Here is a 24,906-nt window from a genome sequence, read left to right on the forward strand (position 1 = left end):
TCCTTATTATTAAATTGCATTACTTTACAAATTTTCAATTTTTTAATTATATAAAAAATCACCACAAATTAAGAAATTGATTATTTAACGATAATAGATGATATTTTTTCCAATTAAATATATCAGCAAATACTATGCCAGTATATTTTTTATTATGAAAAGGCTGAATATAGGTAGGTATTTTATAAAATCCAAATAATCATTAAAAACACTGTTGTAAAAAACAACATTTTTAAAGAAAATAATGTTGTTTTTTACAACAGTGTTGCTTTTACATACACCTTAACAAAAATTAATTTGATATTTTTTTATCTTTGTGTACAATGTACTTCTATTTATTCCTAAAATTTTAGAGGCTTTTGATATATTACCATTACAATTATTTATACAATTTATTATTGCTTTCTTTTCCCATTCTTTTAATGAGCACATATCGTATTGGAAATCTGTAGTATAAGAACTACTTTGCTTGTTTTCTGGAAGATTATTCTGGAAAACAAAAGATGTATTTCCATTCATGTTTACAATGTTTTCAATACAATTTTCTAATTCTCTAACATTTCCAGGCCAATTATAATTTAAAAGCTTTTGATATATATTAGGTTTTATTGTTGGAACAGGTTTTTTAAGTTTAAATGCTTTGATCTCCAAAAAATAATCTATCAGTATTTTAATATCTATATCTCTTTCTCTTAATGGTGGTACATATATAGGTATTACATTTAATCTGTAATATAAGTCTTCACGAAAGATTCCTTTTTTTACTTCTTTCCTTAAGTTTTTGTTGGTAGCTGCGATGATTCTCACATCTACTTTGATATATTTGTTTCCACCTATTCTCGTGACACAGTTTTCCTGAAGAACTCTTAAAAGATTTACCTGCATATCTAAAGGCATTTCCCCAATTTCATCTAAAAATAAAGTACCGCCATTTGCAAGTTCAAATTTTCCTGCGCGCCCTCCATGTTTTGCACCGGTAAATGATCCGTCTTCATATCCAAACAATTCACTTTCTATTAAGTTCTTTGGTATAGCACCACAATTTATCGCTATAAAACTTTTATTTTTTCTATTGCTGTTATTGTGGATTGACTGAGCAATAAGTTCTTTTCCTGTACCGCTTTCTCCTTGAATTAATACAGTAGAAGGACTGTTAGATATGTTTTTTAACTGTTCTTTTAAATTTATCATTTTTTCACTTTGGGCAATTATATCATCAAATGTATAAAGAGCAGATCCACTTATGTATTTATTAACTAAATTATATACATTTTGAATATCTTTGAATATAACTACCATTCCAGTTATAATATTACTTTTATCTTTTATGGGATATACATTTAAATTAAACCGTTTCTTTTCATCCGAATATAAAATTTCTTTATCCGTGTATACATTTCCTGATTTAAGTTCATCAAGTATATATTGCCAATTATATAAAACTTGATGTACATTTTTATCTATAATATATTTTCTATTTATTCCAAGCATACCACAGGCACTATTATTTATAGCTTTAACCATTCCATTATTATCTACAGCTAAAATTCCAAAATCCATGGAATTCATAACTTTATTCAAGTATTGGTATGCTTTAAACAATTCATTTTGAGATTTATGTAATTTCAAGTCATTTTCAATAGATTTTACTGCTGATACAACAAGTCCCAATGTATGAGGATGGGCAAGCTTCCGTTTTCCAGTCAGATTTAAACATCCTATTATATTTCCTTGCTCATTGTGTATAACAGAAGCACAACAGGTATAAATCTGAAAAATGTTTATGAAATGTTCCTCACCTGAAATTTGAACTGATGAATCTTCAAAAAGAGCAGTTCCCATTGCATTTGTACCTGCACTTTTTTCGCTCATATCAGCACCTTCTACTATCCCAGCTTTTGCTTGCTCTATTACTATATCTTTGTCACCTATAATAGTTAATACGATCCCATTCTTATCCCCAAGATACAATGAAAAACCTGATTTTTTTAAAAAATCATAAAGTATTTCCATAAACGGTCTTGCTATTTTTATAATCTCATTATTTTTCTTTATTAATTTTTCTAATTCTCTGCTGCTAAGTATTCGTTTGGGCTTGAGTATACCCTTTTCCATGTGATATTTAATGCACCTATTAAAAGATCTACTGATCATGTCACTGTGAGTAGATGGTTTAAACATTTCAAATTACCCCCTTTGTACATCAAGTGATTCTTAGGTTCAGCTGGAGTTTGCTTATGAGAAATGCTTTTCTCCATCTGAACATTAGAAGAACTTATCCAGGTCCGTTATCTGTGCTTATCTTCCACTTTGAAGAAAATGGGAGTATTAGCTAATTACCGCATTTGGATAAATAACTCTATCTTAGTGTATTGATTATATTTATTTTATAACATTAGTTTTCATTCTTCAACATGCCTTTGTATATTAATATTAAGATTGTTTTGGCCCTTTCCAAATTCATTTACAGTTTCAAATTTATAATTGTGGAATTTACTCAATTAACAAAAGGTGTCTTATTTATTTCAATTTAAAATTTTATGTATATAATAAAGAACTTTTGACTGTCTAGGAACTACATAAATTAGTTGAAGCCCCTTCAATAAGAATCCACAGCTTCAATTGGCTGGTGATTCTCATCATACAGAAAAAGTTAAAGTTTTTCATTCCAGGAAACTTTCAGTTCCTCTTTATTTTTTTAATCTATCTAAATGCCTGAAAAATGGTCTTGTTCTTTCCTGTTCTTGAAATTTTTCCTTTGGATCCTGATTTTTTACGTATTCTGGAATTATAATCACTATAGCTGCAATATCAAAGCCTTTTTGTTCTAAAATATCTGTATAGGCTTTTTCATAATGTTTACCTGAAATATATATATTTTCAGTTTTACCAATTATCTCATAACTTTCTTTATTTTCACCATATATTAAAATTGAAACTTTTTTATCATACCAGACACTTGCTGTTAAATTTCTATAACTTTGGGATGATTCAAAAAGCTCTATATATTCAATATTTCCATCCTCATTTATATGAAGAGTCTGTTTCACAGCTGTATGGGGTATTCCATCAATTCCGACAGTTGCAAGTACTTTTAATGTTTTAGAATTGTTAATAATATGTTTTATATCATTAAAATCTATTGTTGACCCATATTTTATCCTAAGAGTGTTGAGCCCCTCAGTTAACTTAACATAATACTCTAAAGATGCATTTTTCTGATCTTTAAAGAATGACAGTGGCCTTGGAACCCATACAATATAAACCACCGATACACCTTTACTTATCAAATCTTCCGCTTCTTCTAATGTATGTTTGAGCCCCTCTTCTTCCGTCTTGAATCCATTTGGTTTTGCCAATTCTACACCACCGACAATGCCTGAGTTAACATTACCTTTTCCAAATATATCAACTGCTGCTACAAGACGTCTTTTCCACTCCTTATATCCAACCCATTCTTCTTTACCTGGACAAATCCATTTGAACAAATCCTCATTTAACACCTCTATATCGGAAGTGTAACTTGTTAAACCCGTTTCATTATATAAACGTACAAGTTGTTCTTCGTTTAATGCAGTAGTTATCACCTGACTAGGAAATCTCTTTTCTTTGAAGTTTTGCCCTATAGCTTTCAAAATTTCTATATAGTAGTCAACCTCCGCATCAAAAGGTGTAGCACCGTTGGTATCTGAACCCATGGTCATACATATATTAGTAAATCTTCCTTTTTGCTTCAGTGCTTCTCTCACCGTTTCATAAGCATCTTGTGGGGTTAATCTTTGCTTTATAACTCCATCTTCTTTAAAATGAGGTACTAGATCACAATATTTGCACCCCCTTTGATTTTTCCAAAAATGGCAATATGATGTTGGTGTGATATTTAATCTTTGAGGTCTGGCAAACACTATTGAATCCATTGATACCCCACTGCTTGTTAATTCGCCATAATAGTCTGGTTTCTCCCAAAAGTTAACTTCTTCGATTATTTTATTATTATCAACTAATACAGATTTTCCATCACGATAATCAACAATATAAGGATTCTGTGCTAACGGAGTTGGATCAGTTATTATAGTTGTCCCGTCTCTCAGAATTAATGACTCTGGGACTGCTCGTGTTTTTTGATCTCTTGCTCCCAATGAAGCAAAAAATACATTAGCTCCTGTTAGCTGATATATGTTGGGATCTATTTTATCCAGTACCTTTTGAGTATAATGTACTCCCCTGCGCTGAACATCTATTTTTAAAATTATGAGCCTTGGAATTTGAGGATATTTTTCAACAATACTTTCAAATGACAGCTCATTTTCACGATTATTTATAATTGTCATCATCTTACCTCTTTTCTATTAATATTTTTTACCGATTTAGCAATAAGTGTATGTAATAAATAAAAGGTCAAGCTTCAATAAACATAGAAAATTCATCAAAATAAAAAGTATTTTCTAGTTTAAATGAAACTTGACCTCTAGTCTTCTAGTCAGCCAAAACAAAAAACTTCCTGTAAAGAAACTACAGCAAGTTATATTCTTTAGTTTCTCATCTTTCAGGGTATTCCTGCTGGAATTAGCACCATTAAATGTAATTACATCCAGGTTGCCGGGCATCATCGGGCCAGTCCCTCTACCTCTCTTGATAAGAGTATACGATATTAAATTTTCAAAACCCAATACATCTACATAAAATCATTATAATACTGTATAATTTGATATGTCAATAATTAATACTGATTTTCAGAAATTTAGCAGACAAATCTCCGCTATAGCTTAAAATATATTAACAAGAAATAAGCAAGAACTGGACCGTCTCAAAATAGAAATTATTTTTCTATTTTGAGACAGCCCTATATAATTACATTGAACCTTTCTTTAATATATGACATGGTATTTCTAGTTAGTAATGATCTCTTTGTTTTTTGTCATTCTTTCCAATTTAGTATTTACCATGGAATAAACCACAGGTACTACTACAAAAGTCAGGAATGTAGCTGTCAAAAGTCCACACATCATGGCAACTGACATAGGTCCAAACAGTGCACTCCCAGAAAAAGCCAATGGTATAAGTGCTGTAATGGTCGCCGTGGAACTCAATATTATAGGTCTAAATCTTTGGCTTACAGCATATATACAAGCATCATTTATAGAAAGTCCCTCTTCTCTGCCATTGTTTATATATTCAATAAGAAGTATAGCATTTCTTATAACAACTCCAATTAAACTTATTATTCCCATAAAAGCTGTAAGCGACAGGTTCATTCCAAAAGCATGAAGCCCTATTGAAACTCCTATCAGCGACAGTGGCAGAGAACACATTATTATAAGCGGTTGTACAAATGATTTAAATTGAATAAACAAAAGTACATATATTATTACCAAAATGAGTACACCTGCTACGCCAAGACTTGTAAAGTACTTACTTATCTGAGCCTTTTCACCGTCATATATAACTTTTACTGGATCCAAATTCATCCCTTCTATTTTTTGCTTCAATGCATTCTCTATATTAACAGAATTATATCCACTTTTAACATCACTATAAACGGTTATGGTCCTATCTTCTTTATAGTGGGTTATTTTATCTATCTCTGAATTAAGTTTAACAGATGCAACCTCGTATAAAGGTATTTTATTCTTAGTAACACTTGATTCAATATATAAATTTTTCAAGTCTCCTACAGATGAAATATTTGTTTTGACCATAATATCATATTCATTACCATTTTTTCTATAAGTAGAAGCCTTATACCCTTTAAGTGCAATATTAATTTGCTGTAGAACATCCGACTTTAATAAGCCAAGTTGTGATGCTCTATTTTCATCTATATTTACCTCATATTCATAAGTCTTTTTAGCAGCATCATCTCTTACATTCATAGTCCCGGGCATATTTTTTAACTGCTGTTGTATTTTTTCAGAAGCATTCTGCATCTGATCTAAGTCATCTCCAGTAAGTCTCAAACGTATCGGTGCACCTATAGGCATTGCTTCCTCAAGTTGCTTTACTGTAGCTGTACCTCCGGAAATCTTATTATCCATTTGATTCTGTATGTATTCTACTAATTCCCCCCTTGTTTTAAACCTCTTTGTCTTATTTAAATCTACTTTTACCATGATTTCAGCTGTATCATCAGCAGATGCAATTGTAGGCAATGTTACATAAAATTTAGGCATGCCGCCACCTATAGCTGAAGTATAACTTATAACCTCTTTTTGCTGCTTTAATATACCTTCTATTTGTTTCACTAATTTGCTGGTACTTTTTATATCCGCAACCTTTTCATTTGAAACATCTATATATACTATATCTTTATCCACATAAGGGAAAAGCTGCATTCCAAGGGTTTTAATTAAAATCAGTGCTACCGCAAAAACAGCTAAAGCTGCTGTAATAATAGTCTTCTTATGCTTAAGGCCATATTTTAAAAGGCTCTCAAACATCATACGAACTGGATTTCTACGTTTGCTTTCTTTGCTCTTTTTAAAAAACAAGGAAGACATAGCTGGAGTTACAAACAACGCGCATAGATAAGAACATATTACACATATTATAACAACCTGCGGCAGACTCTTTAAAAACTTGCCAACTACTCCTGATATTGATAGCAAAGGTAAAAAAGCTCCTACAATGATTAGAGTGGAAGTAAATACTGGTATAAACAGCTTCTTTATGCCATTAAATGCCGCTTCATTCCTTTCCAAGCCATCATCTATTCCAACTTGTATAACATCACCTATTACTATAGCATCATCAACAAGTATTCCAAGAGCTATAATAAGTGCTGTAGTTGACATCTGCTCAACTTTAATTCCAAGTGCGTACATAATAACAAAGGTCATACATATTGATATAGGTATAACTGTAGATACTACCATTGAATTTCTAAAACCCATACCTATAAGAACAGTTATAACTACAAGTATTATTCCATCTCTAAGATTTTTCATAAAAAATGAGATAGAATCACTTACATCCTTAGGCTGAAAAGTAACTTCATCTATCTTAAGATCACTTGGCATTCCCTTTTTTATTGTATCCAATTTTTCCTTTATATCATTTCCTATTGGAATTATATTTTTATTTTTTTGAAAATATGTTACAAGTAATACTGCATTTTGACCATTGTTAGTAAACATATAGTTTGAATCATTATCATAGTCCATATATACTTTTGCTATATCCTTAATTCTTATGGTTTCACCGGTACTGCTTGAAACTCCTACAACAGTATTTTCTATATCATGCAGTGAACTAAACATACCTGGCGTATTTACTTTTATCTTACCCGTAGCCAAATTTAAAGACCCCGATGGTATATCCACATTTTGTGCACTTAATACAGTACATATATCTTTTAAGGATACGTCATACTTATTTACCTTGTTCCAATCCACCTGTACATTTACCTGTCTGTCCTGATCACCTTTAACGTCTATCCTGGAAACGCCATCAGTGTCACGGAGCTGCTTTTTTATGTCATCAGCATAATCTCCCAACTGCTGATAAGAATAGTTATTACCCGATATACTTATTATTGTACCAGCTGTTTCTGTAAGATTAGTATTAATATCACTATCATTACATCCACTTGGGAGGTCAGACTTTAAATCTTTTATCTTGTCCCTTAAATCTCTCCAAGCCTTATCTTCATCAGCGTCATTATTTAAATAGAGGATAACTATTGATGCATTGCTTTCCGAATAAGATTGTACATAGTCACATCCATCAACTTCTTCAGCCTTCTGTTCAACCTTTTTAGTAACCAACTTTTCTATATCGCTAGGTGAAGCACCTGCATAAACTGTAGTAATCATAGCTGCAGGAGATGCAACATCTGGGGTTTCCTGTTTTGAGATATTACCATAACAGTAAAAGCCACTAACTATAATTATAGCTACTAGAAATAATACAATTTTTTTATTTTTTATAGCTGCTTTAATTAATCCCATATTATATTCTCCTTCTATTTAACTATAACTTTGTATCCTGATTTTAGGTTCTTCATTCCTTCAACTACAAGTTCATCTCCATCTTTTAAACCCTCTATTAAAACTTTATCCTCATCAGTATCACCTAAAGTTATATTTTTCTTAACAGCATGTCCATTTTCAACTACATAAACATAATCTTCTCCATCATTTAAAACTGAACTAATTGGAATAGATATAGAATTCGTTTCACCCATATCTATGTAAACTGTTGAAGTTTCACCTACATAATATTTGCTGGCATCTATAGGAGTAGAAATCTTAATTTCAGTACTATATGTTCCAGACGTACTATCTGCTGATTGAACTATATTTATAATTTCACCCTGTGCTTTATCATCTCCAATGTTTACCTGTGCCTTTGTCCCAACTTTTACTTTCTTTACGTCATCCTCTGACAGACCTACTGTAATGACTTGATTTTCGCTTCTAAACAATATTACAGGGTTACCTGCCTGCTGCATTTCCCCCTCTTTACCTAATATATCAACAACATAACCATCCATATCTGCGGTCATAGTAGCATCATTAAGTAAACTTTCTTCTAAATCATAATTTGCTTTTGCTGTATTTAACTGATTTAAAGCTACTTGTTTATCTTCTGATCTAGATCCATTTTGGAGCTGTTGCAGACTTTGCTGGGCACTATTTAATGCATTCTGGCTGCTGTCCAGCTGAAGTTTTATGTTTTGCAATTCTTGATTTGAAATAGCTCCCGACTGATTTAATTTAAGATTTTTGTCATATAAGTCTTTATAATAATTATTGCTATCCTGTGCATTTTGTACTGCTATTTGAGCCTTATTTATATCTTCCTGCTGTGCCCCATTTACTGCTTTATTATATTGTGCTGAAGCTGTGTCCATTTGAGATTTAGAGGCTTCTGCAGCAAACTTTAAATCAGTTTTATCAAGTTCAGCTAATTTTTCACCTTTTTTCACATGTTGACCTTTTGATACATATATTTTTGAAATTTTAGCTGAACTTTTAAAAGATAATTTTCTAACCTCACTGCCCCCTGTTAACCCCTCATATTGAAGTGTTATAGGGAAACTTCCACTTTTAACTTCCATAGTTTTTACCGGATAACTTTTGGTAGTAGTAGTAGTCTCTTTTCCCTCACTTTTTGGGGAAACTGTAAAATACGCCACCAATAAAAAAATAACTACAATAGCTAAACAAATAATAAGTGCTTTTTTTTTTATAATATTAAGAACTTTGTTTGGCATAGTGAACCTCCTAATATAAGAATGATAAGTCGCGACCATATAGTTAATCTAACAGATTATATCATTATATTTTATATATTGTCAATACTACAAAACTCACTCATAAATGGTATAATTATTATGTTAAGGACATTACATAATTTAGAAATTTATACTTTAATCTTTATTGATTATAAAACTATGAAATTAGGGGTGATAACTTTGCCTAATAAAACTTTTTGCAATTTGCCTAAAGAAAGGCAGGAAGAAATTATAAAAATATCTATTGAGGAATTTGCAACTCACGATTTTGATTCAGCTTCCTTAAATCGAATTATAACTAACCTAAAAATTGCTAAGGGAAGCTTTTACAGATATTTTAATAATAAAACAGACTTGTACATCTTTCTTATTGAACATACTTTAAATAAGCAATTAACATATATAACCAATTTCAATCCAGCAGAAGAGCACTTAGATGATATAGCACTATCGAAAAAGCTTGTACTTCATTTATTACAATTTGATTTTATATATTACAACTATGCTAATTTTCTTTTTCATGCTTGTAAAAGCCAGCAGTTTAAATCATACTTACCAATGAATCGAAAAGAATTTGTACGTATAGTAGATATACTTCAGGATAAAAAATTAATACGCAAAGATTTAGATAAAAATATTTTAACATTTTACATATTTAGGAATATGATACTTCTCAGAGATTTCGTTATGGAAAAACTCAATATACCAGAGGAAGAATTTTCTAAAGGATATGCCACATATAAAAAACATGAAAAATCTATAAGTGAAATTACGGAAGAATACTGTGATTTACTACTAAATGGCATAAAAAAAGTGACTTATAGAATAAATATATAAGCCATTTTGTATGATTCCATATAGCTTGAGAACGTACTAGATTTGTGTAAATCAAATCTAGTACGTTATTTTTATGTATGTATATCTGGTAATAATTAAGAATCTTTCCTTAATACTATAAATTTTTTTAAATTTTAGAACAATTAAATTTAAATTGATCATTCTTATCCTACATATTGCCACTAATATCTTAACAAATTAAGCATGAAATTATATGAAAAATATCCATAATATCAATTATATAACATGTATATCTCTAACATAGCATAAAATATATTATTATTATTGTATATGAGGTAAATATCAGTGGTAGAAATTTTTTTATCTTATAGTAGAGCAGATAAAAATTATATAGACACTATTATTGATAATTTAAATTTACCATCTTCTCGATATAATTTATGGTACTATAATCCAGATTTCAAATTGTCTATGGACGAAGTCTTAAGAAAAATACTACCAGCATCCCACTTATTTATTTTAATTGTATCTAATAATTCTTTAAACAGCCTTAATGTTCAAGAAGAACTGACATTAGCCATTGAACTAACAAAGAAAGGACAAATAAAAGGTCTTTATCCCATTCTAATTGATAGTAATATTAATATAGGACTTGATAGGAGAATTCCTCAATACATAGAAAACAGAATTTATTCTGCAAATTCCCCATTTGAAGTTGCTAAATTAATTGAAAAAATTATAAAAAAATATTAAATTAAAGAGGTGAACCTAATGGGTGATAGTAATAAATGTAGTCCAGAAGAATATTTAGAAAGTTATTATAATTACTATGATATAAAGGCTATTTCATATAAAAAGTGGTACACTATTCTAATTATATTTTATACCACCATATCAGCACTTATTCCGTTTACAACCCTGTATTTTGACACTTTTTTTTCAGCTAAGTATATAATTGCATTTATGGGTTCTATTGCTACAATTGTATCATCATTAAGTGCAACTTTTGGATTTCACAAAAAGTGGATTGAATATCGAACTACAGCGGAAATACTCAAATTCCATATGTGCCTCTATATAAATAAATTCGCTCCATATAATGGAGAACACAGAGGAAATATTCTTGTATCAAACGTTCGTTCAATTGTGGAAACAGAAAATAAAATTTGGAGAGCAATTTCATATAATAACAAAAAAACAAATAGTGAAAAATAAACTATGTAAATTTTAAACACCTCTTTACACATTATTTTACGACTTGGTATTAACTTTGTGTAAAGAGGATTGATGTAGTTCTATAAAAAACCAAGGAAACCTAAAGTCTATTGTTTAAACAAAGTATAGGTTCTTAAAAATATTTCCTTTTTACATGGATATCTTTCTCCATCAACTCCAGTTATTATATAGTCACCATTACTAATATAGTGCTTTCCCTCTAAAGTTTTAATAAATGGAACTTTATCTGTATTGACTGGGTTTGTATAACTCTCAATATCTAATCCAGAATTAACAGCAACTTCAACCTCATCAAAACCATCTTCTAATCCACATTTATATTCTTCAGCCTCAACTGGTATTGGATTCTTAATATATTTTGGCATAATAGCAGTCACCTCATATATATTATTGTACATTTTTGGATTCTTTAAACAAATGAACTATCGTTCTTCATATATCATATGCACTACAGTCTACTACTGCTATCTTTAATTACTTATAGCCTGTTGAATAACATTAATTGTAAAATTAAATAAGTCATCACTTTATGATATAATGTTTTCGCTAAAAAACAGAAAAATATCAGTAAAGGATGACTTTAATTATGATTATAGCACCAAATATTGACAGTAAAAACACTTATTATAAAATTTATAAAGCAGTTGAAATTGCATTTTCCAAATTTGAAATTCAAAAGTCTAAAACTAAAGGCAGACCAAAAAATATTCTGACCAGCAGATAGTTGCATGCATGATATATGGAGTAAAAAATCAACATTTTGCCTATTTTCCCTTAAACAGCCCCAGTTCCTTTGCAATATCCAGATTTACCTTCAGTACATTTACTGTCTCACTTCCAAAAATGCCCAAAGCTTTGCCCTGAGTATTATCTTTAACAATTGTCTCCAGCTTATCCTTTGATAAACCAGTGTTTTCCACTAAAGCTGGAATTTGAACAGCAGCGGACTCAGGACTTATATGTGGATCAAGGCCAGAGCCAGATGCCGTCAATAAATCAGTAGGAATATTCTCTTTTTTAATAGAAGGATTTGCCTTTAAAAATTCATCTATGTCCTTCTGTACACGTTTAGCCAGTTCAGGATTGCTAGGTGCATAGTTATTCGACCCAGATCCAACGCTAACGTAATGGCCACTATTTTTATCTTCCTCGGTATAGGTATTATAATTCACTGCAGATGGACGGCTTTTCATAAATCTATCATCTGTAAAGCTCTGACCTATAAGAGCCGAGCCAACAGCCTTGTCGTTTACCATCACCAAGCTTCCATTGGCCTGCTTTGGGAATATTACCTGACTGATGCCTGTGAAAAGCAGCGGGTACACTAGCCCACATACTAATAGTAACACCAGAGTAACCAAAAATGGTTTTTTTATTCCTTTAAAAAATGTACTCATTTTATCACCTCCTATTCTAAAACTAAGTGTATTATGGTAAGGTATTTCTTTATCAACTTTTTTAATGGATCCACACTCCTTGCCACATTCAAGAGATTCCAATTGTTCAAAATCATAGTAGTCTAATATCTTTTTATAGATATAGACCACTAGAAAGCCAATTGCCGTAATACCTACATTTTTTAAAAAACTTTCCATAAAGACACCCTCCTTTTCCCCCGAAAGAATTTTTTATAGGCCAAAGGCCGTAAGCAGCGGAGTAATAATAAGATCAATCACTTTGATTCCTACAAAGGGTGCTATAATTCCCCCTAGACCATAAATCAACATATTACGGGTTAGCAGCTTTTCAGAACGCTGTGGTTTATATTTAACCCCCTTCATGGCAAGTGGAATCAGAGATGGAATAATAACAGCGTTAAAAATCAACGCAGCCAAAATCGCACTATAAGGTGTGGATAATGACATAATATTCAATATATTCATCTGCGGAATGACTCCCATAAATATAGCAGGTATAATTGCAAAATACTTTGCTACATCGTTAGCAATACTAAATGTAGTTAATGAACCACGTGTAATTAAAAGCTGTTTCCCAATTTCTACAACATACAATATCTTCGTAGGATCGGAATCCAAATCAACCATATTGGCCGCTTCTTTTGCGGCAGAAGTTCCACTGTTCATTGCAATGCCCACATCTGCCTGTGCCAATGCAGGAGCATCATTGGTACCATCACCTGTCATGGCAACCACCTTACCCTCAGCCTGCTCAGCCTTAATGGCTTTAATCTTATCCTCCGGCTTGCATTCTGCAATAAAGCTGTCTACGCCGGCTTCCTGTGCGATGGTAGCTGCTGTCAAAGGATTATCACCGGTACACATTACAGTTTTAATTCCTATGGCCCGGAGTCTTGCAAAACGCTCCACAAGTCCAGATTTGATGGTATCCTTCAAATAAATAACTCCTAAAATCCTATCATCTACACAAACCACCAGCGGAGTGCCACCAAGTTTCGATACTTCATTTACCTGTATGCTTAAATCTTTTGGAATTGTACCACCCAGTTCCTGAACATATTTTTGAATTGCATCAGAAGCACCTTTGCGAATTCTTGTGCCATCTTGGAGCTTCACACCGCTCATACGCGTTTGTGCAGTAAATTCCATAAACTCCATGGCGGGTATTTCTTCATGTTGTATTCCACTAAGCTGCCCGCCAAGCTCTACAATAGACTTTCCCTCCGGGGTATTGTCTTTTAAAGAGCTGATAACAGAATAATGAATTAACTCCTGTTCTTTCACATTTCCTACAGGGATGAATTTTGATGCCATACGATTTCCATAAGTTATGGTTCCAGTTTTATCTAGAATCATGGTATCCACATCTCCACAAGCTTCTACTGCTCTACCAGACATAGCAATTACATTAAAGCGAGTGACACGATCCATACCTGCGATACCAATTGCAGACAGCAGTCCACCAATAGTTGTAGGAATTAGGCATACAGTTAGTGCAATAAGTGTGGAAATAGGAATACGCACCCCACTATATACTGCTATAGGATAAAGGGTAACTATAACAATCAGAAAAATAATTGTCAAACTGACCAATAGTGTATTTAATGCAATCTCATTTGGTGTTTTTTTGCGGGATGCACCCTCTACCATGGCAATCATTCTATCAAGGAAGGACTGTCCGGGATCGGAAGTAATCTGTATCTTTAGCCAGTCACTTACTACTGTAGTACCGCCGGTCACGGAGGCAAAATCGCCTCCGCTTTCTTTTACTACCGGAGCAGATTCACCAGTAATCGCTGATTCATCTACAGAGGCGATTCCTTCAATAACTTCACCATCATTTGGGATAAACTCTCCTGCCTTCACTAAAATAACATGGCCTTTTTTTAACATATTGGCATTGACAATAGTTTCTTTTCCGCCATCATTCAAAATACGAGCCTGCATGTCTTTTTGCGTTTTTTTCAAGCTTTGGGCCTGTGCTTTGCCGCGGCCTTCAGCAATGGATTCTGCAAAGTTTGAAAACAACACTGTAATGAGTAAAATGACAGATACTACTATGTTGTATAAACGCAGATTATTTCCCTTATCTCCAAAAATATCCGGGAAGAATGAAAGGAGAAGAGTGACCACAAAACCCACTTCTACTACAAACATAACAGGATTTTTCATCATATATTTGGGATTGAGTTTCTTAAAGGCTCCAAAAATGGAGGTTTTAAGAATATCTTTTGTAATAAATTTTGTTTTTGTATGTTTACTCATGAAAGATTCCTCCTTAACTCCATAAAGTCAAATGTTCTGCGATGGGACCAAGTGCCAATACTGGAAAAAATGTAAGTGCAGCAATAATAAGTACAACCATGAGCAATGCTACCGCGAAGGTTCCTGTATCTGTTTTCAGTGTACCCACAGACTCACTGACCGGATGCTTCAACATTAGCGAACTTGCAATGGCAAGCTGAATTATAATGGATAGGTAACGTCCAAAGAACATAGCAAGCCCTGTGGTGATATTCCAAAAATAAGTGTTGTCAGCCAATCCCTCAAAGCCTGAACCATTATTTGCAGCTGAAGATGCATATTCATATACAACCTGTGTTAGACCATGAAAACCGGGATTGGTTACTCCTTGCAAACCCGCTGGAACTGTTATTGCCAATGCAGTAAAGGCTAGAATAAGCAGAGGATGTACGATGATGCCGAGTGCTGTCAGTTTCATTTCTTTTCCTTCAATTTTTTTACCTAGATATTCCGGTGTACGGCCAATCATCAGTCCACAGATGAAGACTGCAAGAATTGCATAAAGGATCATATTCATTAATCCCACACCTTTACCACCAAATACCACATTGAGCATCATAAACAACAAAGCAACAAATCCACCCATAGGTGTTAGGGTGTCATGCATATTGTTAATTGAGCCCGTAGTGAAGGCAGTTGTAACTGTTGTGAAAAGTGAGGATTGGGCAATGCCAAACCGTACTTCCTTGCCTTCCATGCTACCCATGCTTTGATTCAATCCAGCTTGTGCCAATAAAGGATTCCCGGCACTCTCAGATATGAAACAGACAACAAGCCCCATCACAAAGATAATGGCCATAACGGCAAAAATTGTTCTTCCTTCTCTTCCCAAAAAAATTCTCTTTGATTTTTCATTTTCTTTTGTACGATTGTGGACCATATGGCCAAATGCAACTACACAAGCCCCTGGCAAAATCATCATGGAAATTATTTCTATTATATTTGTAAATATATTAGGATTTTCAAATGGCGTCGATGAATTTGCACCGAGAAATCCACCACCATTTGTTCCTAAATGTTTAATTATCTCCAGCGAAGCAATTGGTCCCACGGCAATATCTTGAAATTTTCCCTCAATTGTTTGAATGGTCACACTGGCCGACAAAGTTTGAGGAACTCCCAGATAAACAAGAAGTAGTCCAACCAATATAGAAATAGGAAGTAAAACACGGGTTGTAATGCGAATTAAATCCATATAAAAGTTGCCCATGGTTTTTGTCTTTCCCGTAAGACCGCGAATAAACGCCATAGCAGCAGAAAATCCGCTAGCAGCGGAGGCAAACATCATAAAAGTAATTACCATCATCTGGCTCAAATACGAAAGTCCGGATTCTCCGGAGTAATGCTGAATATTTGTATTCGTCATGAAACTGATAATGGTATTAAATGACAGAGTAGGTTCCATCCCACCGATGCCATTAGGGTTAAAAATTGGAAGTGCCTGAAGCCTTAGAATCAGATATCCAACCAATACCATGAATGCATTGGTCGCAAGCAATGCTATAATATATTGCTTCCAATTCATTTCTTTTTTGTCAATACCGCATATGCGGTAAACCACATTGTCAATTCGGTCAAATACCGGATCGCCAAAGGTATGCTTTCCAGCTGCAATGTGGTATAAATATTTTCCCATTGGAATAACAAGAGCAATAAAGATTGTCAGTGTTAAAATGATTTGCAACATAAGTTTTCCTCCAATCTCCAATTAAAATTTTTCAGGATTTACTAGAGCGTATACCAAGTATGCTCCCAATACCAAAATGATAATTCCAAGTAATAGCATAAAAAGCCCTCCTCTTGTACTATTTTTCTACCTGACGACCGCACCAATCAACCAATAATTTAACCAATATAAAACACACTCCTAAAATGCCAAGCATTAAAAAATCCATTTCGACTCCCTCCTTCACCTTGAATATGCTTTAGTGTATCACATTTCTTATTAATCCAGTGTTAGAGTTTTTTTAATCACATTAATACTTCATTAAGATGATCTTTTGGAAATATTCTCCTAAAAATTGAACAACAAAAATAACCTGCACTTTTATAAAGAAATAGTACAGAGTTATTATTTGTATTTATTAAATTTATTATGCCTTTCTACAAAATACAGCTTAAATGATCTCGTTATCATCTACAGCCCGCAGCATGCGATAGCCAACCCCAATATGGGTTTGAATATATTTAGGTCTTGAGGGCTCTTTTTCTATTTTTTTTCGTAGGGTCGCCATAAAAACACGCAAAGCAGAAACATCACTGGCATAGTTGCCCCAGATTTCATGCAAAATAAAATTATGTGTCAGAACCTTACCTACATTCTTAGCCAATAGACAAATTAATTTATATTCAATTGGGGTAAGATGGATCTCCTCTCCCTCCAACCATACACAACCGGCTGCATAGTCGATTTTTAAACTGCCATTGATGAAAATAGTGGCATCCTTGAGAAGCTTCTTACTATCATAGCGAATACGGCGCAAACTAACCCGAAGTCTTGCTAAAAGCTCTTCAACACTGAAAGGCTTCATTAAATAATCATCTGCACCAGCATCCAGCGAATCAATTTTATCTCTATCCTCACTTCGGGCGCTGACAACAATGATCGGTATATTAGACCATGCCCGAATCTTTTTAATAATCTCAATACCATCCATATCCGGTAATCCTAAATCCAAAATCATAATATCCGGCTGCCTGGAAACTGCCTCTAAGATAGATGCACTGCCAGTTTCGGCAGTATGATATCGGTATCCCTGTGTCTCCAGTGTGGTGGTAATCAGCTTGCGGATGGCTTTATCGTCCTCCACTACGAGAATCAACGGTTTATTCATGATAATTTACCTCCTGTGCCTGCAAGGTAAAGCAAAATACTGTACCATGCGGAATATTATCTTTTACATAAATTGTACCGCCATGAGCATGAATAATAGACTTGCATAAAGAAAGTCCCAAGCCCAGTCCGCGGCGGCTATCTCCACGAATGTTGTCTGCAGTATAAAACATGTCAAACAGCCTGGTCTTTGCCTCATCTTCAATACCAGGACCATCATCTTCTATTTCTACTAAGATGAATTGTTTTTTCCGTTTTGCTGAGATTGTAATGTGAGAACCAGGCTGCGTGTATTTAATGGCATTATCCACAATATTGATAATGACCTGGATAATGAGACGAGAATCCATTTTTGCCATAATCAGTTCATCATCTACTATTGTTTCAATATGGTGGTTCACGCTATTGCGGTTGATATGGCACAGCGCTTCTGTAATAACTTCTTCTAAAAGTTCCGGCTGCAAATTCAAGTTTATTTTACCGTCTTCAATTCGGGTGATAGACAAAAGATTTTCAACCAAATTGATTAGCCACATGGAATCATCATAAATGTCTGCATAAAGTCCCTTCTTTTGTGCTTCACTCAGCACTGTAGAATTTCCCATGAGAATACCAGCATTGCCCGATATACTTGTAAGGGGTGTGCGTAAATCATGGGAGATTGTTCTGAGCAAATTGGCACGGAGCTGTTCCTGCTGTATCTGCATGGAAATCTGTTTTTGCCTTTCATTGAGTTTTTCTTTTTCCAAAGACAGAGCACAATCACCTAACATAGCAATCATCAGGCTTTTTTCAAAAACCTCCAACGGTACTTTCTTATCCATGACAATTCCAACAACAGCCAATACCATATCACTGCTGCGCACCGCAAGATATAAACATTTGGCAGCAGAAAGGGTATTCGTTGTAGCACCAGCACGTTTATTATTTTTATACACCCACTCAGCTACTGCACGTTCATCCGTTTTCAGGTAGGTCTTAAAATTACCTTCCCATCCATCCTTTGTGAAAACAAGTGGTTCAGATAATGTATTTTTCTGTTCAGGATAAAAGATCACAGTTCTGTCAAGAAGTTTTACCAATTGATGTGCCGTCTCGCTGAAAATTTCAGATTTATCCTTTGCCTGCTGTAATTTCCGGTTGGTTTCCAAAAGCACTTCCGTACGATAAGCTTTTTGTGCAGAATAACGAGCCTGTTCCTTTACCCGTTTTGTCAATGTACTAGCTATAAAAGAAGCCAACAGCATAACCAAAAAGGTAACAGGGTATCCCGGATCATATGCTAAAAAAGAAAAATAAGGATAAGTAAATAAATAATTGAACAGCAGTACACTTAATATAGATGCCACTGCGCTGTATATTTTCCCCTTTGTAACCATAGCATTGAACAAAACACCTAAAATATATACCATAATAATGTTTGATTCACTGAATCCAAGAGAGTCAAACCACAACCCAATCAAAGTACATACAAATAAAATACCTGCAGATTTAAAAATATCAGACAGCGATAACTCCAGGGGTTTTGTAAACTTATAAGTTCTAACATAAAAAGATGACTGTGTATCCGGAATAATATAAATATCAAGATTAGGTGCTAACGTAATCAACCTATCTACAAAATTGGTTTTTGCAAACCATTTTTTAACATGATTAGAACGTCCTATGACAATCTTTGATACCCTACTTGCTGTAGCATATTCTGCAATCTGTAAAGGAATATCTTCACCATACACTGTGGCAATCTGTGCGCTCAGCTGTTCAGCCAGCCGCAGATTTTCTCTCAGATTTGTCTTGTTTTTCGCCGATAATTCTTTGATTTCCGGTGTTTCCACAAGTAGTGCTGTAAATGTGCCGTGAAAAGCATCCGACATTCTCGCTGCTGTACGGATGACCTTAGCGTTGGAGGGCGCCGATGATAAACAGACTAAAATATGCTCATTGGCATAATGACTATTGTTTTTTAATTGTTCATTGTTTGATACCGCAACCCGGTTGACTTGATCTGCCGTCCGGCGTAAAGCAATCTCCCGTAAGGCAACCAACTTCTCTTTCGTAAAAAAATTGACAAGTGCTCTCTGTGCCTGTTCTTTCCGGTATACCTTCCCCTTATTAAGCCTATCAATCAAATCATCCGGTTCTATATCTACCAATTCCACTTGATCGGCGCTGTCGAACACACTATCTGGAATGCGTTCACGTACTGAAATCCCAGTAATGGACGCAACAACATCATTTAAACTTTCTATATGCTGAACATTAATCGTGGTATACACATCAATACCAGCACGAAGTAATTCCTCCACATCCTGATAGCGCTTTTTATGACGACATCCTAATGCATTTGAATGTGCCAGCTCATCAACTAAAATGAGCTGAGGCCTTCTCTTAAGTGCACCATCAAGATCGAATTCTTTCAGTACAATGCCATTATAAGATACTTCCAGTGGTGGCAAAAGCTCCAGACCACCTAATAGAGCCATCGTTTCCGGACGGGCATGTGGTTCAATGTATCCGGCAACTACATCAATTCCATCTTTCTGCACCTCATGGGCATCATTCAACATCGCACAGGTTTTGCCGACACCTGCCGCATAACCGAAATATATTCTCAGTTTTCCTTGTTTTCTTTCTGCCGACATATTTAAAAGCTGTTCCATCAATGATCTTGAATCCGTTTGCTGGATACCCATTAAAACACTTCCTTGTATAAAAATTCTTTTTATTTTAATTGTAGCATGGTAAAAATCAATATAGTATTACAATCTCTGCTATAATATTAAGATTACATTAAGACATAAAATTATATAGAAATAAAGCAGATATATCTCGTTTTTTAATGCAACAATATCAATGACCAATTTAACCTATTTCTTAAAAAGTATCTGTTATAATTACTACAAATTTTTCATATCAATCTTATTGCTTCCCCTGAATTAACAGCTGTCCACTATAAAGTAGAGAATTACAAAAACTTCTTTCAATATTATCTGAAAATAGTACACTCACCTCTTTGTCCTGCCTTTCAGTTATTTTTCCATGTCCGAAAACTTTATGAAATACTAAATCCCCTACTTTAGGATTAAACAATGAATTAACCCCTTCTAAATCAGTCAGATTACATTCCCTTATGAATCTGGACACTTCTACTGCCCTGCCTTTTATGGTACTTGTAGAACATAAATATAAATTATCTATAGCCCTGGTGATACCTACATAAAAAAGTCGCCTTTCCTCTTCTAAATTATTTAAAATACTGTTTGAATGGGGAATTGACCCTTCATTACAGTTTATTATAAATACATTTTTAAACTCCATTCCTTTAACTCCGTGGAGAGTACTTAATATAACTGCATCTTCTTCCTGTAAATTTCTATGTAAAAATTCTTCTGTAACTTCAATATGTTTTAAAAATTCGTAAATACTAGTAAAATCTTCACATATCTGTTTAAATTGATCTATAACATAATAGTACTCTTCCATATTAGAGCCTAATTCTTTACAATATTTGTGTAGATAATCTCTATATTCTAATTTATCTAATATAAATTCTATCCTCTGTTTAGGTTTTATCCTTCTTAGCTTTTTTATGTTTCTTTGGAGTTTATCTATGGCTTTAACTTGAAAAATAGGTATTTCTTCTATATTTTTTAAAATTTCAAAACAATTTTCTTTTACTCTATTATTTCTTACTTTTTCTATATTTATTTTTCCTATATACCTAAAAGGCTTATTTACTATGCTTATAAAACTATCTTTATCACACATATCCACTGCTAGTTTAAAATAGGATATTAAATCCCTGCAGATAAAATGACTATAAAAATTATACTTTCCATGTAAAAATTTAAATTTTACTTTACATTTTAATAAACTGTCTATTATACTTACACATTCTATATTAGTACGGTATAAAAGGACTATATCTCTACAACTGTATTTTCCTTCCTCTATAATTTCTTTTATAAAGCCAGCTAAGTAGCACGCCTGTTCCTTCTCACTTTCAAAAATTTTAAAACTGATATTTCCTCTGTTTGTTCTACTGCTTTCAACATATTTAAAATTTCTATTTTTATTGTTATATATCAAATTTTGAGACATTTTAACTATATTACATACACTTCTATAGTTTTTCTTTAAGAACAATTTTTTACCCTCTTTAAAATGACCACTAAAATCCACCATACATATGGGATCAGAACCTCTAAAGTCGTATATACACTGATCCTCATCTCCCACTGCAAATATAGAACTGTTTTTGCCAATTAATTTTAGAATATCTATTTGAAGTTTATCACAATCTTGAAATTCATCTACTAATATGTGTGTAAATAGATTATTATAATATTTAAGGATACTCTTATCCGTTTCTAAAATATTTTTTACCTCTAGTTGCAGATCATCAAAATCCATTAAATTATTTTTAAACTTATAGTCTTCATATTCCCTAATACAATACATAAACACAGTTTTGTCAATTTTACTATTAAAATCTTCCATACTTTTATTGCTATTTTTAAAAAGTGATATATCATTTAAAACTTCCCTTATTTTTTCTTCTTCTATAAATCCTACATAATGCATAAGCACAGACTTAATCAAATTATAGGTTTTAAAAGATTCTACTATGTTTATTTTGCCTTTATATCTTTTCAACATATTATAAAATAAAGAATGAAAGGTACCGAAAAAAGGCAATAAACTCTTATGCATCATTGACATATATCTATATTTCATATCAAGAGCGGAGGCTCTGGTAAAAGTTATTACCACTATATTTTTAGGATCTATATTTTTTTCAGTTATTAAATAACGTATTCTATTTATAATAACTGTAGTCTTGCCAGAACCCGGAGGGGCACAAATTACTACATTTTTTAAATCAGTATTAACTGCCTTTATTTGATTTACATCTAAATTATTTATCATATTAAAATCTCCCAAATATGCTCAATAAGCTGTTGAACTCCAGTCTTGTAATATTTTCTTTTAAGTATTACAATATTTATATATACTTAATTTTTGTCACAATTGTGTGAATTAAAACATAAATAGAGGAGATTTTTATTATGGAGAACGCAAAGAACTTCGACGTAAGAAATGGAAGGAATCTTACTATGCTGGTAGATTTTTATGAGTTTACCATGAACAATGGGTATTTCGAAAATAACATAGGCACTAAAATTGCCTATTTTGACATGTTTTTTAGAAGTGTTCCAGATGGAGGAGGATACTGTATTATGGCAGGTGTCCAACAGGTAATTGAATATCTATCCAATTTAAAATTTACAAAAGACGATATAGAATATCTGCGCGGTAAAAAGCAATTTTCAGAAGAATTTTTAAATTATTTGGAAAATTTTGAATTCTGTTGTGATGTATGGGCAATACCAGAAGGTACCCCTGTATTCCCAAATGAACCCCTGCTAACTGTAAGAGGTCCTGCTATTCAAGCTCAGTTTATTGAAACCATGATACTTTTAACTATAAACCATCAGACTCTAATTGCGACAAAGGCAAGCAGAATCTGTAAAGCAGCTTCTGGCAAACCTGTAATGGAATTTGGCTCAAGACGTGCCCAAGGTTATGACGGTGCTGTATATGGTGCAAGAGCTGCAGTAATAGGAGGATGTAGTTCTACTGCTTGTACTATAGCAGAGCAGATGTTTGGTATACCTGCAGTAGGTACCATGGCCCATAGTTGGATACAGCTATTTCCTTCTGAATATGAATCTTTTAAGGCCTGGGCAAAGGTATATCCGGATAACTGTATACTTTTAATAGATACATATAATGTGTTGAAGTCTGGTCTGCCCAATGCTATAAAGGTTTTCAAAGAAATTTTAATTCCGAATGGACATAAGCCTAAAGGCATAAGAATAGACAGTGGAGACATAACCTATTTAACTAAAAAATGTAGAAAAGTATTGGACGCAGCTGGCCTTGAAGAGGTAGACATTGTTATTTCAAATTCTCTAGACGAATTTATTATAAGAGATGTATTAAGTCAAGGTGCTTGTATTGATTCTTTCGGGGTAGGTGAAAGATTAATAACTGCAAAATCAGAACCTGTATTTGGTGGAGTATATAAATTGGTTGCCGTAGAAGGTGAAGATGAAAGCATAATACCTAAAATAAAGATAAGTGAAAATGAAGAGAAAATAACTAACCCTGGTTTTAAAAAGATATATAGAATTTTTAGCAAAAAAGAAGATAAAGCCATAGGAGACTTAATTGCCTTAAGTAATGAAAATATCAATATAGGCGAACCTATAGAATTATTTGATCCTACTTTTACCTGGAAAAAGAAAAGGTTAAAAAATTATTATGCAAAAGAATTGCTGATAAAAATATTTGATAAAGGAAAACTTGTATATGAAAGTCCGGATGTAATGGATATAAGAAATAAAGCACAAGAAGAAATAACTAAATTCTGGCCTGAAGTATTAAGATTTGAAAATCCTCATCACTACTATGTAGATTTATCTCAAAATCTATGGAATTTAAAACAACAATTACTTCATAAGTATTCTGCTACTTACGAGGAATAATATTATTTAAATAACTGAAGGAATTGTAAATTAAAAAATAATTCCTTCAGTACAAACCTTATTTAAAACTGTATTATATTTTAGTTATCTCGAAATTCTATATCATTTAAAAACAATGTCCTTAGATATTAATATCATATTCCATTCTTAGGTTTCTTTATGTCTTGTCCACTAAAACCTCTTCTTTTTAGCTCTTTTTGTAGTTCATGCATGAAAAAGCCATGACAAACAATTAATATATTCATACTTGATTCATTTATTATAATATCTAAGAATTCTTTTGCTCGTTTTTTGGTATCTTCTACAGTTTCCATTTGTGATTTATTATTAAGAAACCAGGCAATTCTTCCACTTATACACCAAAATATGTATGGTAATCTTATATTACTTTTAAGTATTGGAGTAATAAGTACTTCTCTTAATAAATTAGTTTTAATTATTTCTCCTTTAAATATAATTTCAGCAGTTCTAACAGCTCTATATAAATCACTGGAAAAACACTTGTCCCATTAAACCTAATTTATCCCATAA

The 24,906-nt window shown here is 32.9% G+C and carries 17 protein-coding genes, 1 pseudogene and 1 riboswitch; of the genes and pseudogenes, 5 read left to right on the forward strand and 13 right to left on the reverse strand.

Features of this window, described 5'->3' with window-relative positions:
* Positions 1-282: 282 nt before the first annotated feature.
* The 4 genes from AB3K27_RS11655 to AB3K27_RS11670 form a co-directional block, all read right to left on the reverse strand.
* Positions 283-2,181 (reverse strand): sigma-54-dependent Fis family transcriptional regulator, encoded by a 1,899-nt coding sequence (locus AB3K27_RS11655; RefSeq protein ID WP_368487604.1) that lies wholly within the window; start codon positions 2,179-2,181, stop codon positions 283-285.
* Positions 2,182-2,690: 509 nt separating this feature from the next.
* Complete coding sequence (locus tag AB3K27_RS11660) at positions 2,691-4,331, reverse strand: radical SAM protein (protein ID WP_368487605.1); 1,641 nt, start codon at positions 4,329-4,331, stop codon at positions 2,691-2,693.
* A gap of 205 nt (positions 4,332-4,536) precedes the next feature.
* A riboswitch (SAM riboswitch) is annotated at positions 4,537-4,642 on the reverse strand.
* Between the two features lie 247 nt (positions 4,643-4,889).
* On the reverse strand, positions 4,890-7,946 hold the full coding sequence (locus AB3K27_RS11665) for an efflux RND transporter permease subunit (protein ID WP_368487606.1): 3,057 nt from the start codon (positions 7,944-7,946) through the stop codon (positions 4,890-4,892).
* Between the two features lie 14 nt (positions 7,947-7,960).
* Positions 7,961-9,214 carry an efflux RND transporter periplasmic adaptor subunit gene (locus AB3K27_RS11670; RefSeq protein ID WP_368487607.1) on the reverse strand — a complete coding sequence of 418 codons (1,254 nt, stop codon included), beginning with the start codon at positions 9,212-9,214 and terminating at the stop codon, positions 7,961-7,963.
* A gap of 192 nt (positions 9,215-9,406) precedes the next feature.
* Between AB3K27_RS11670 and AB3K27_RS11675 the strand changes: the two genes are divergently transcribed.
* The 3 genes from AB3K27_RS11675 (at position 9,407) to AB3K27_RS11685 (ending at position 11,248) form a co-directional block, all read left to right on the forward strand.
* Positions 9,407-10,072: a TetR/AcrR family transcriptional regulator gene (locus AB3K27_RS11675; RefSeq protein WP_368491222.1), complete on the forward strand. Its 666-nt coding sequence runs from the start codon at positions 9,407-9,409 to the stop codon at positions 10,070-10,072.
* A gap of 306 nt (positions 10,073-10,378) precedes the next feature.
* Entirely contained in the window at positions 10,379-10,786 is a 408-nt protein-coding gene (locus tag AB3K27_RS11680) for a toll/interleukin-1 receptor domain-containing protein (protein ID WP_368487608.1), read from the forward strand.
* Between the two features lie 18 nt (positions 10,787-10,804).
* Positions 10,805-11,248 carry a DUF4231 domain-containing protein gene (locus AB3K27_RS11685; protein ID WP_368487609.1) on the forward strand — a complete coding sequence of 148 codons (444 nt, stop codon included), beginning with the start codon at positions 10,805-10,807 and terminating at the stop codon, positions 11,246-11,248.
* A 107-nt stretch (positions 11,249-11,355) separates the two neighbouring features.
* Here the strand turns inward: AB3K27_RS11685 and AB3K27_RS11690 are convergent, their stop codons facing one another.
* Positions 11,356-11,634 (reverse strand): hypothetical protein, encoded by a 279-nt coding sequence (locus AB3K27_RS11690; RefSeq protein ID WP_368487610.1) that lies wholly within the window; start codon positions 11,632-11,634, stop codon positions 11,356-11,358.
* A 221-nt stretch (positions 11,635-11,855) separates the two neighbouring features.
* On the opposite strand from AB3K27_RS11690, the gene AB3K27_RS11695 reads away from it, so the two are divergent.
* The gene (locus AB3K27_RS11695; RefSeq protein ID WP_368487611.1) at positions 11,856-11,993 is read left to right on the forward strand and encodes a hypothetical protein; all 138 of its coding nucleotides are present in this window, start codon (positions 11,856-11,858) and stop codon (positions 11,991-11,993) included.
* Between the two features lie 40 nt (positions 11,994-12,033).
* On the opposite strand, the gene AB3K27_RS11700 is transcribed toward AB3K27_RS11695, so the two are convergent.
* The 7 genes from AB3K27_RS11700 to AB3K27_RS11730 all read right to left on the reverse strand — a co-directional run bounded on the left by AB3K27_RS11700 (position 12,034) and on the right by AB3K27_RS11730 (position 22,753).
* Complete coding sequence (locus tag AB3K27_RS11700) at positions 12,034-12,666, reverse strand: K(+)-transporting ATPase subunit C (RefSeq protein WP_368491223.1); 633 nt, start codon at positions 12,664-12,666, stop codon at positions 12,034-12,036.
* Positions 12,667-12,897: 231 nt separating this feature from the next.
* On the reverse strand, positions 12,898-14,952 hold the full coding sequence (gene kdpB / locus AB3K27_RS11705) for a potassium-transporting ATPase subunit KdpB (protein ID WP_368487612.1): 2,055 nt from the start codon (positions 14,950-14,952) through the stop codon (positions 12,898-12,900).
* Between the two features lie 13 nt (positions 14,953-14,965).
* Entirely contained in the window at positions 14,966-16,678 is a 1,713-nt protein-coding gene (gene kdpA, locus AB3K27_RS11710) for a potassium-transporting ATPase subunit KdpA (protein WP_368487613.1), read from the reverse strand.
* 21 nt (positions 16,679-16,699) lie between these two features.
* Positions 16,700-16,777 (reverse strand): K(+)-transporting ATPase subunit F, encoded by a 78-nt coding sequence (gene kdpF / locus AB3K27_RS11715; protein WP_368491224.1) that lies wholly within the window; start codon positions 16,775-16,777, stop codon positions 16,700-16,702.
* 331 nt (positions 16,778-17,108) lie between these two features.
* Positions 17,109-17,825, reverse strand: coding sequence for a response regulator (locus AB3K27_RS11720; RefSeq protein WP_368487614.1), 717 nt, complete (start codon positions 17,823-17,825; stop codon positions 17,109-17,111).
* Complete coding sequence (locus tag AB3K27_RS11725; protein ID WP_368487615.1) at positions 17,818-20,517, reverse strand: DUF4118 domain-containing protein; 2,700 nt, start codon at positions 20,515-20,517, stop codon at positions 17,818-17,820. Before AB3K27_RS11725 ends, AB3K27_RS11720 begins: the two co-directional genes overlap by 8 nt.
* A gap of 226 nt (positions 20,518-20,743) precedes the next feature.
* Positions 20,744-22,753 (reverse strand): ATP-dependent helicase, encoded by a 2,010-nt coding sequence (locus AB3K27_RS11730; RefSeq protein ID WP_368487616.1) that lies wholly within the window; start codon positions 22,751-22,753, stop codon positions 20,744-20,746.
* Between the two features lie 140 nt (positions 22,754-22,893).
* Between AB3K27_RS11730 and AB3K27_RS11735 the strand changes: the two genes are divergently transcribed.
* Complete coding sequence (locus AB3K27_RS11735) at positions 22,894-24,375, forward strand: nicotinate phosphoribosyltransferase (protein WP_368487617.1); 1,482 nt, start codon at positions 22,894-22,896, stop codon at positions 24,373-24,375.
* 134 nt (positions 24,376-24,509) lie between these two features.
* On the opposite strand, the pseudogene AB3K27_RS11740 reads toward AB3K27_RS11735, so the two are convergent.
* A pseudogene (locus AB3K27_RS11740) lies at positions 24,510-24,872 on the reverse strand (histidine phosphatase family protein); the annotation flags it as partial.
* Positions 24,873-24,906 lie beyond the last annotated feature (34 nt).

The sequence above is a fragment of the Clostridium sp. BJN0013 genome (assembly GCF_040939125.1).
Classification (GTDB): domain Bacteria; phylum Bacillota; class Clostridia; order Clostridiales; family Clostridiaceae; genus Clostridium_B.

Bases quoted from the DNA above. Each gene is read 5' to 3' on its own strand.
- kdpB (WP_368487612.1), bottom strand. From the start codon at position 14,952: ATGAGTAAACATACAAAAACAAAATTTATTACAAAAGATATTCTTAAA.
- AB3K27_RS11725 (WP_368487615.1), bottom strand. From the start codon at position 20,517: ATGGGTATCCAGCAAACGGATTCAAGATCATTGATGGAACAGCTTTTA.
- AB3K27_RS11720 (WP_368487614.1), bottom strand. From the start codon at position 17,825: ATGAATAAACCGTTGATTCTCGTAGTGGAGGACGATAAAGCCATCCGC.
- AB3K27_RS11700 (WP_368491223.1), bottom strand. From the start codon at position 12,666: ATGAGTACATTTTTTAAAGGAATAAAAAAACCATTTTTGGTTACTCTG.
- kdpF (WP_368491224.1), bottom strand. From the start codon at position 16,777: ATGCTATTACTTGGAATTATCATTTTGGTATTGGGAGCATACTTGGTA.
- AB3K27_RS11655 (WP_368487604.1), bottom strand. From the start codon at position 2,181: ATGTTTAAACCATCTACTCACAGTGACATGATCAGTAGATCTTTTAAT.
- AB3K27_RS11665 (WP_368487606.1), bottom strand. From the start codon at position 7,946: ATGGGATTAATTAAAGCAGCTATAAAAAATAAAAAAATTGTATTATTT.
- AB3K27_RS11685 (WP_368487609.1), top strand. From the start codon at position 10,805: ATGGGTGATAGTAATAAATGTAGTCCAGAAGAATATTTAGAAAGTTAT.
- AB3K27_RS11730 (WP_368487616.1), bottom strand. From the start codon at position 22,753: ATGATAAATAATTTAGATGTAAATCAAATAAAGGCAGTTAATACTGAT.
- AB3K27_RS11690 (WP_368487610.1), bottom strand. From the start codon at position 11,634: ATGCCAAAATATATTAAGAATCCAATACCAGTTGAGGCTGAAGAATAT.
- AB3K27_RS11695 (WP_368487611.1), top strand. From the start codon at position 11,856: ATGATTATAGCACCAAATATTGACAGTAAAAACACTTATTATAAAATT.
- AB3K27_RS11670 (WP_368487607.1), bottom strand. From the start codon at position 9,214: ATGCCAAACAAAGTTCTTAATATTATAAAAAAAAAAGCACTTATTATT.
- AB3K27_RS11660 (WP_368487605.1), bottom strand. From the start codon at position 4,331: ATGACAATTATAAATAATCGTGAAAATGAGCTGTCATTTGAAAGTATT.
- kdpA (WP_368487613.1), bottom strand. From the start codon at position 16,678: ATGTTGCAAATCATTTTAACACTGACAATCTTTATTGCTCTTGTTATT.
- AB3K27_RS11735 (WP_368487617.1), top strand. From the start codon at position 22,894: ATGGAGAACGCAAAGAACTTCGACGTAAGAAATGGAAGGAATCTTACT.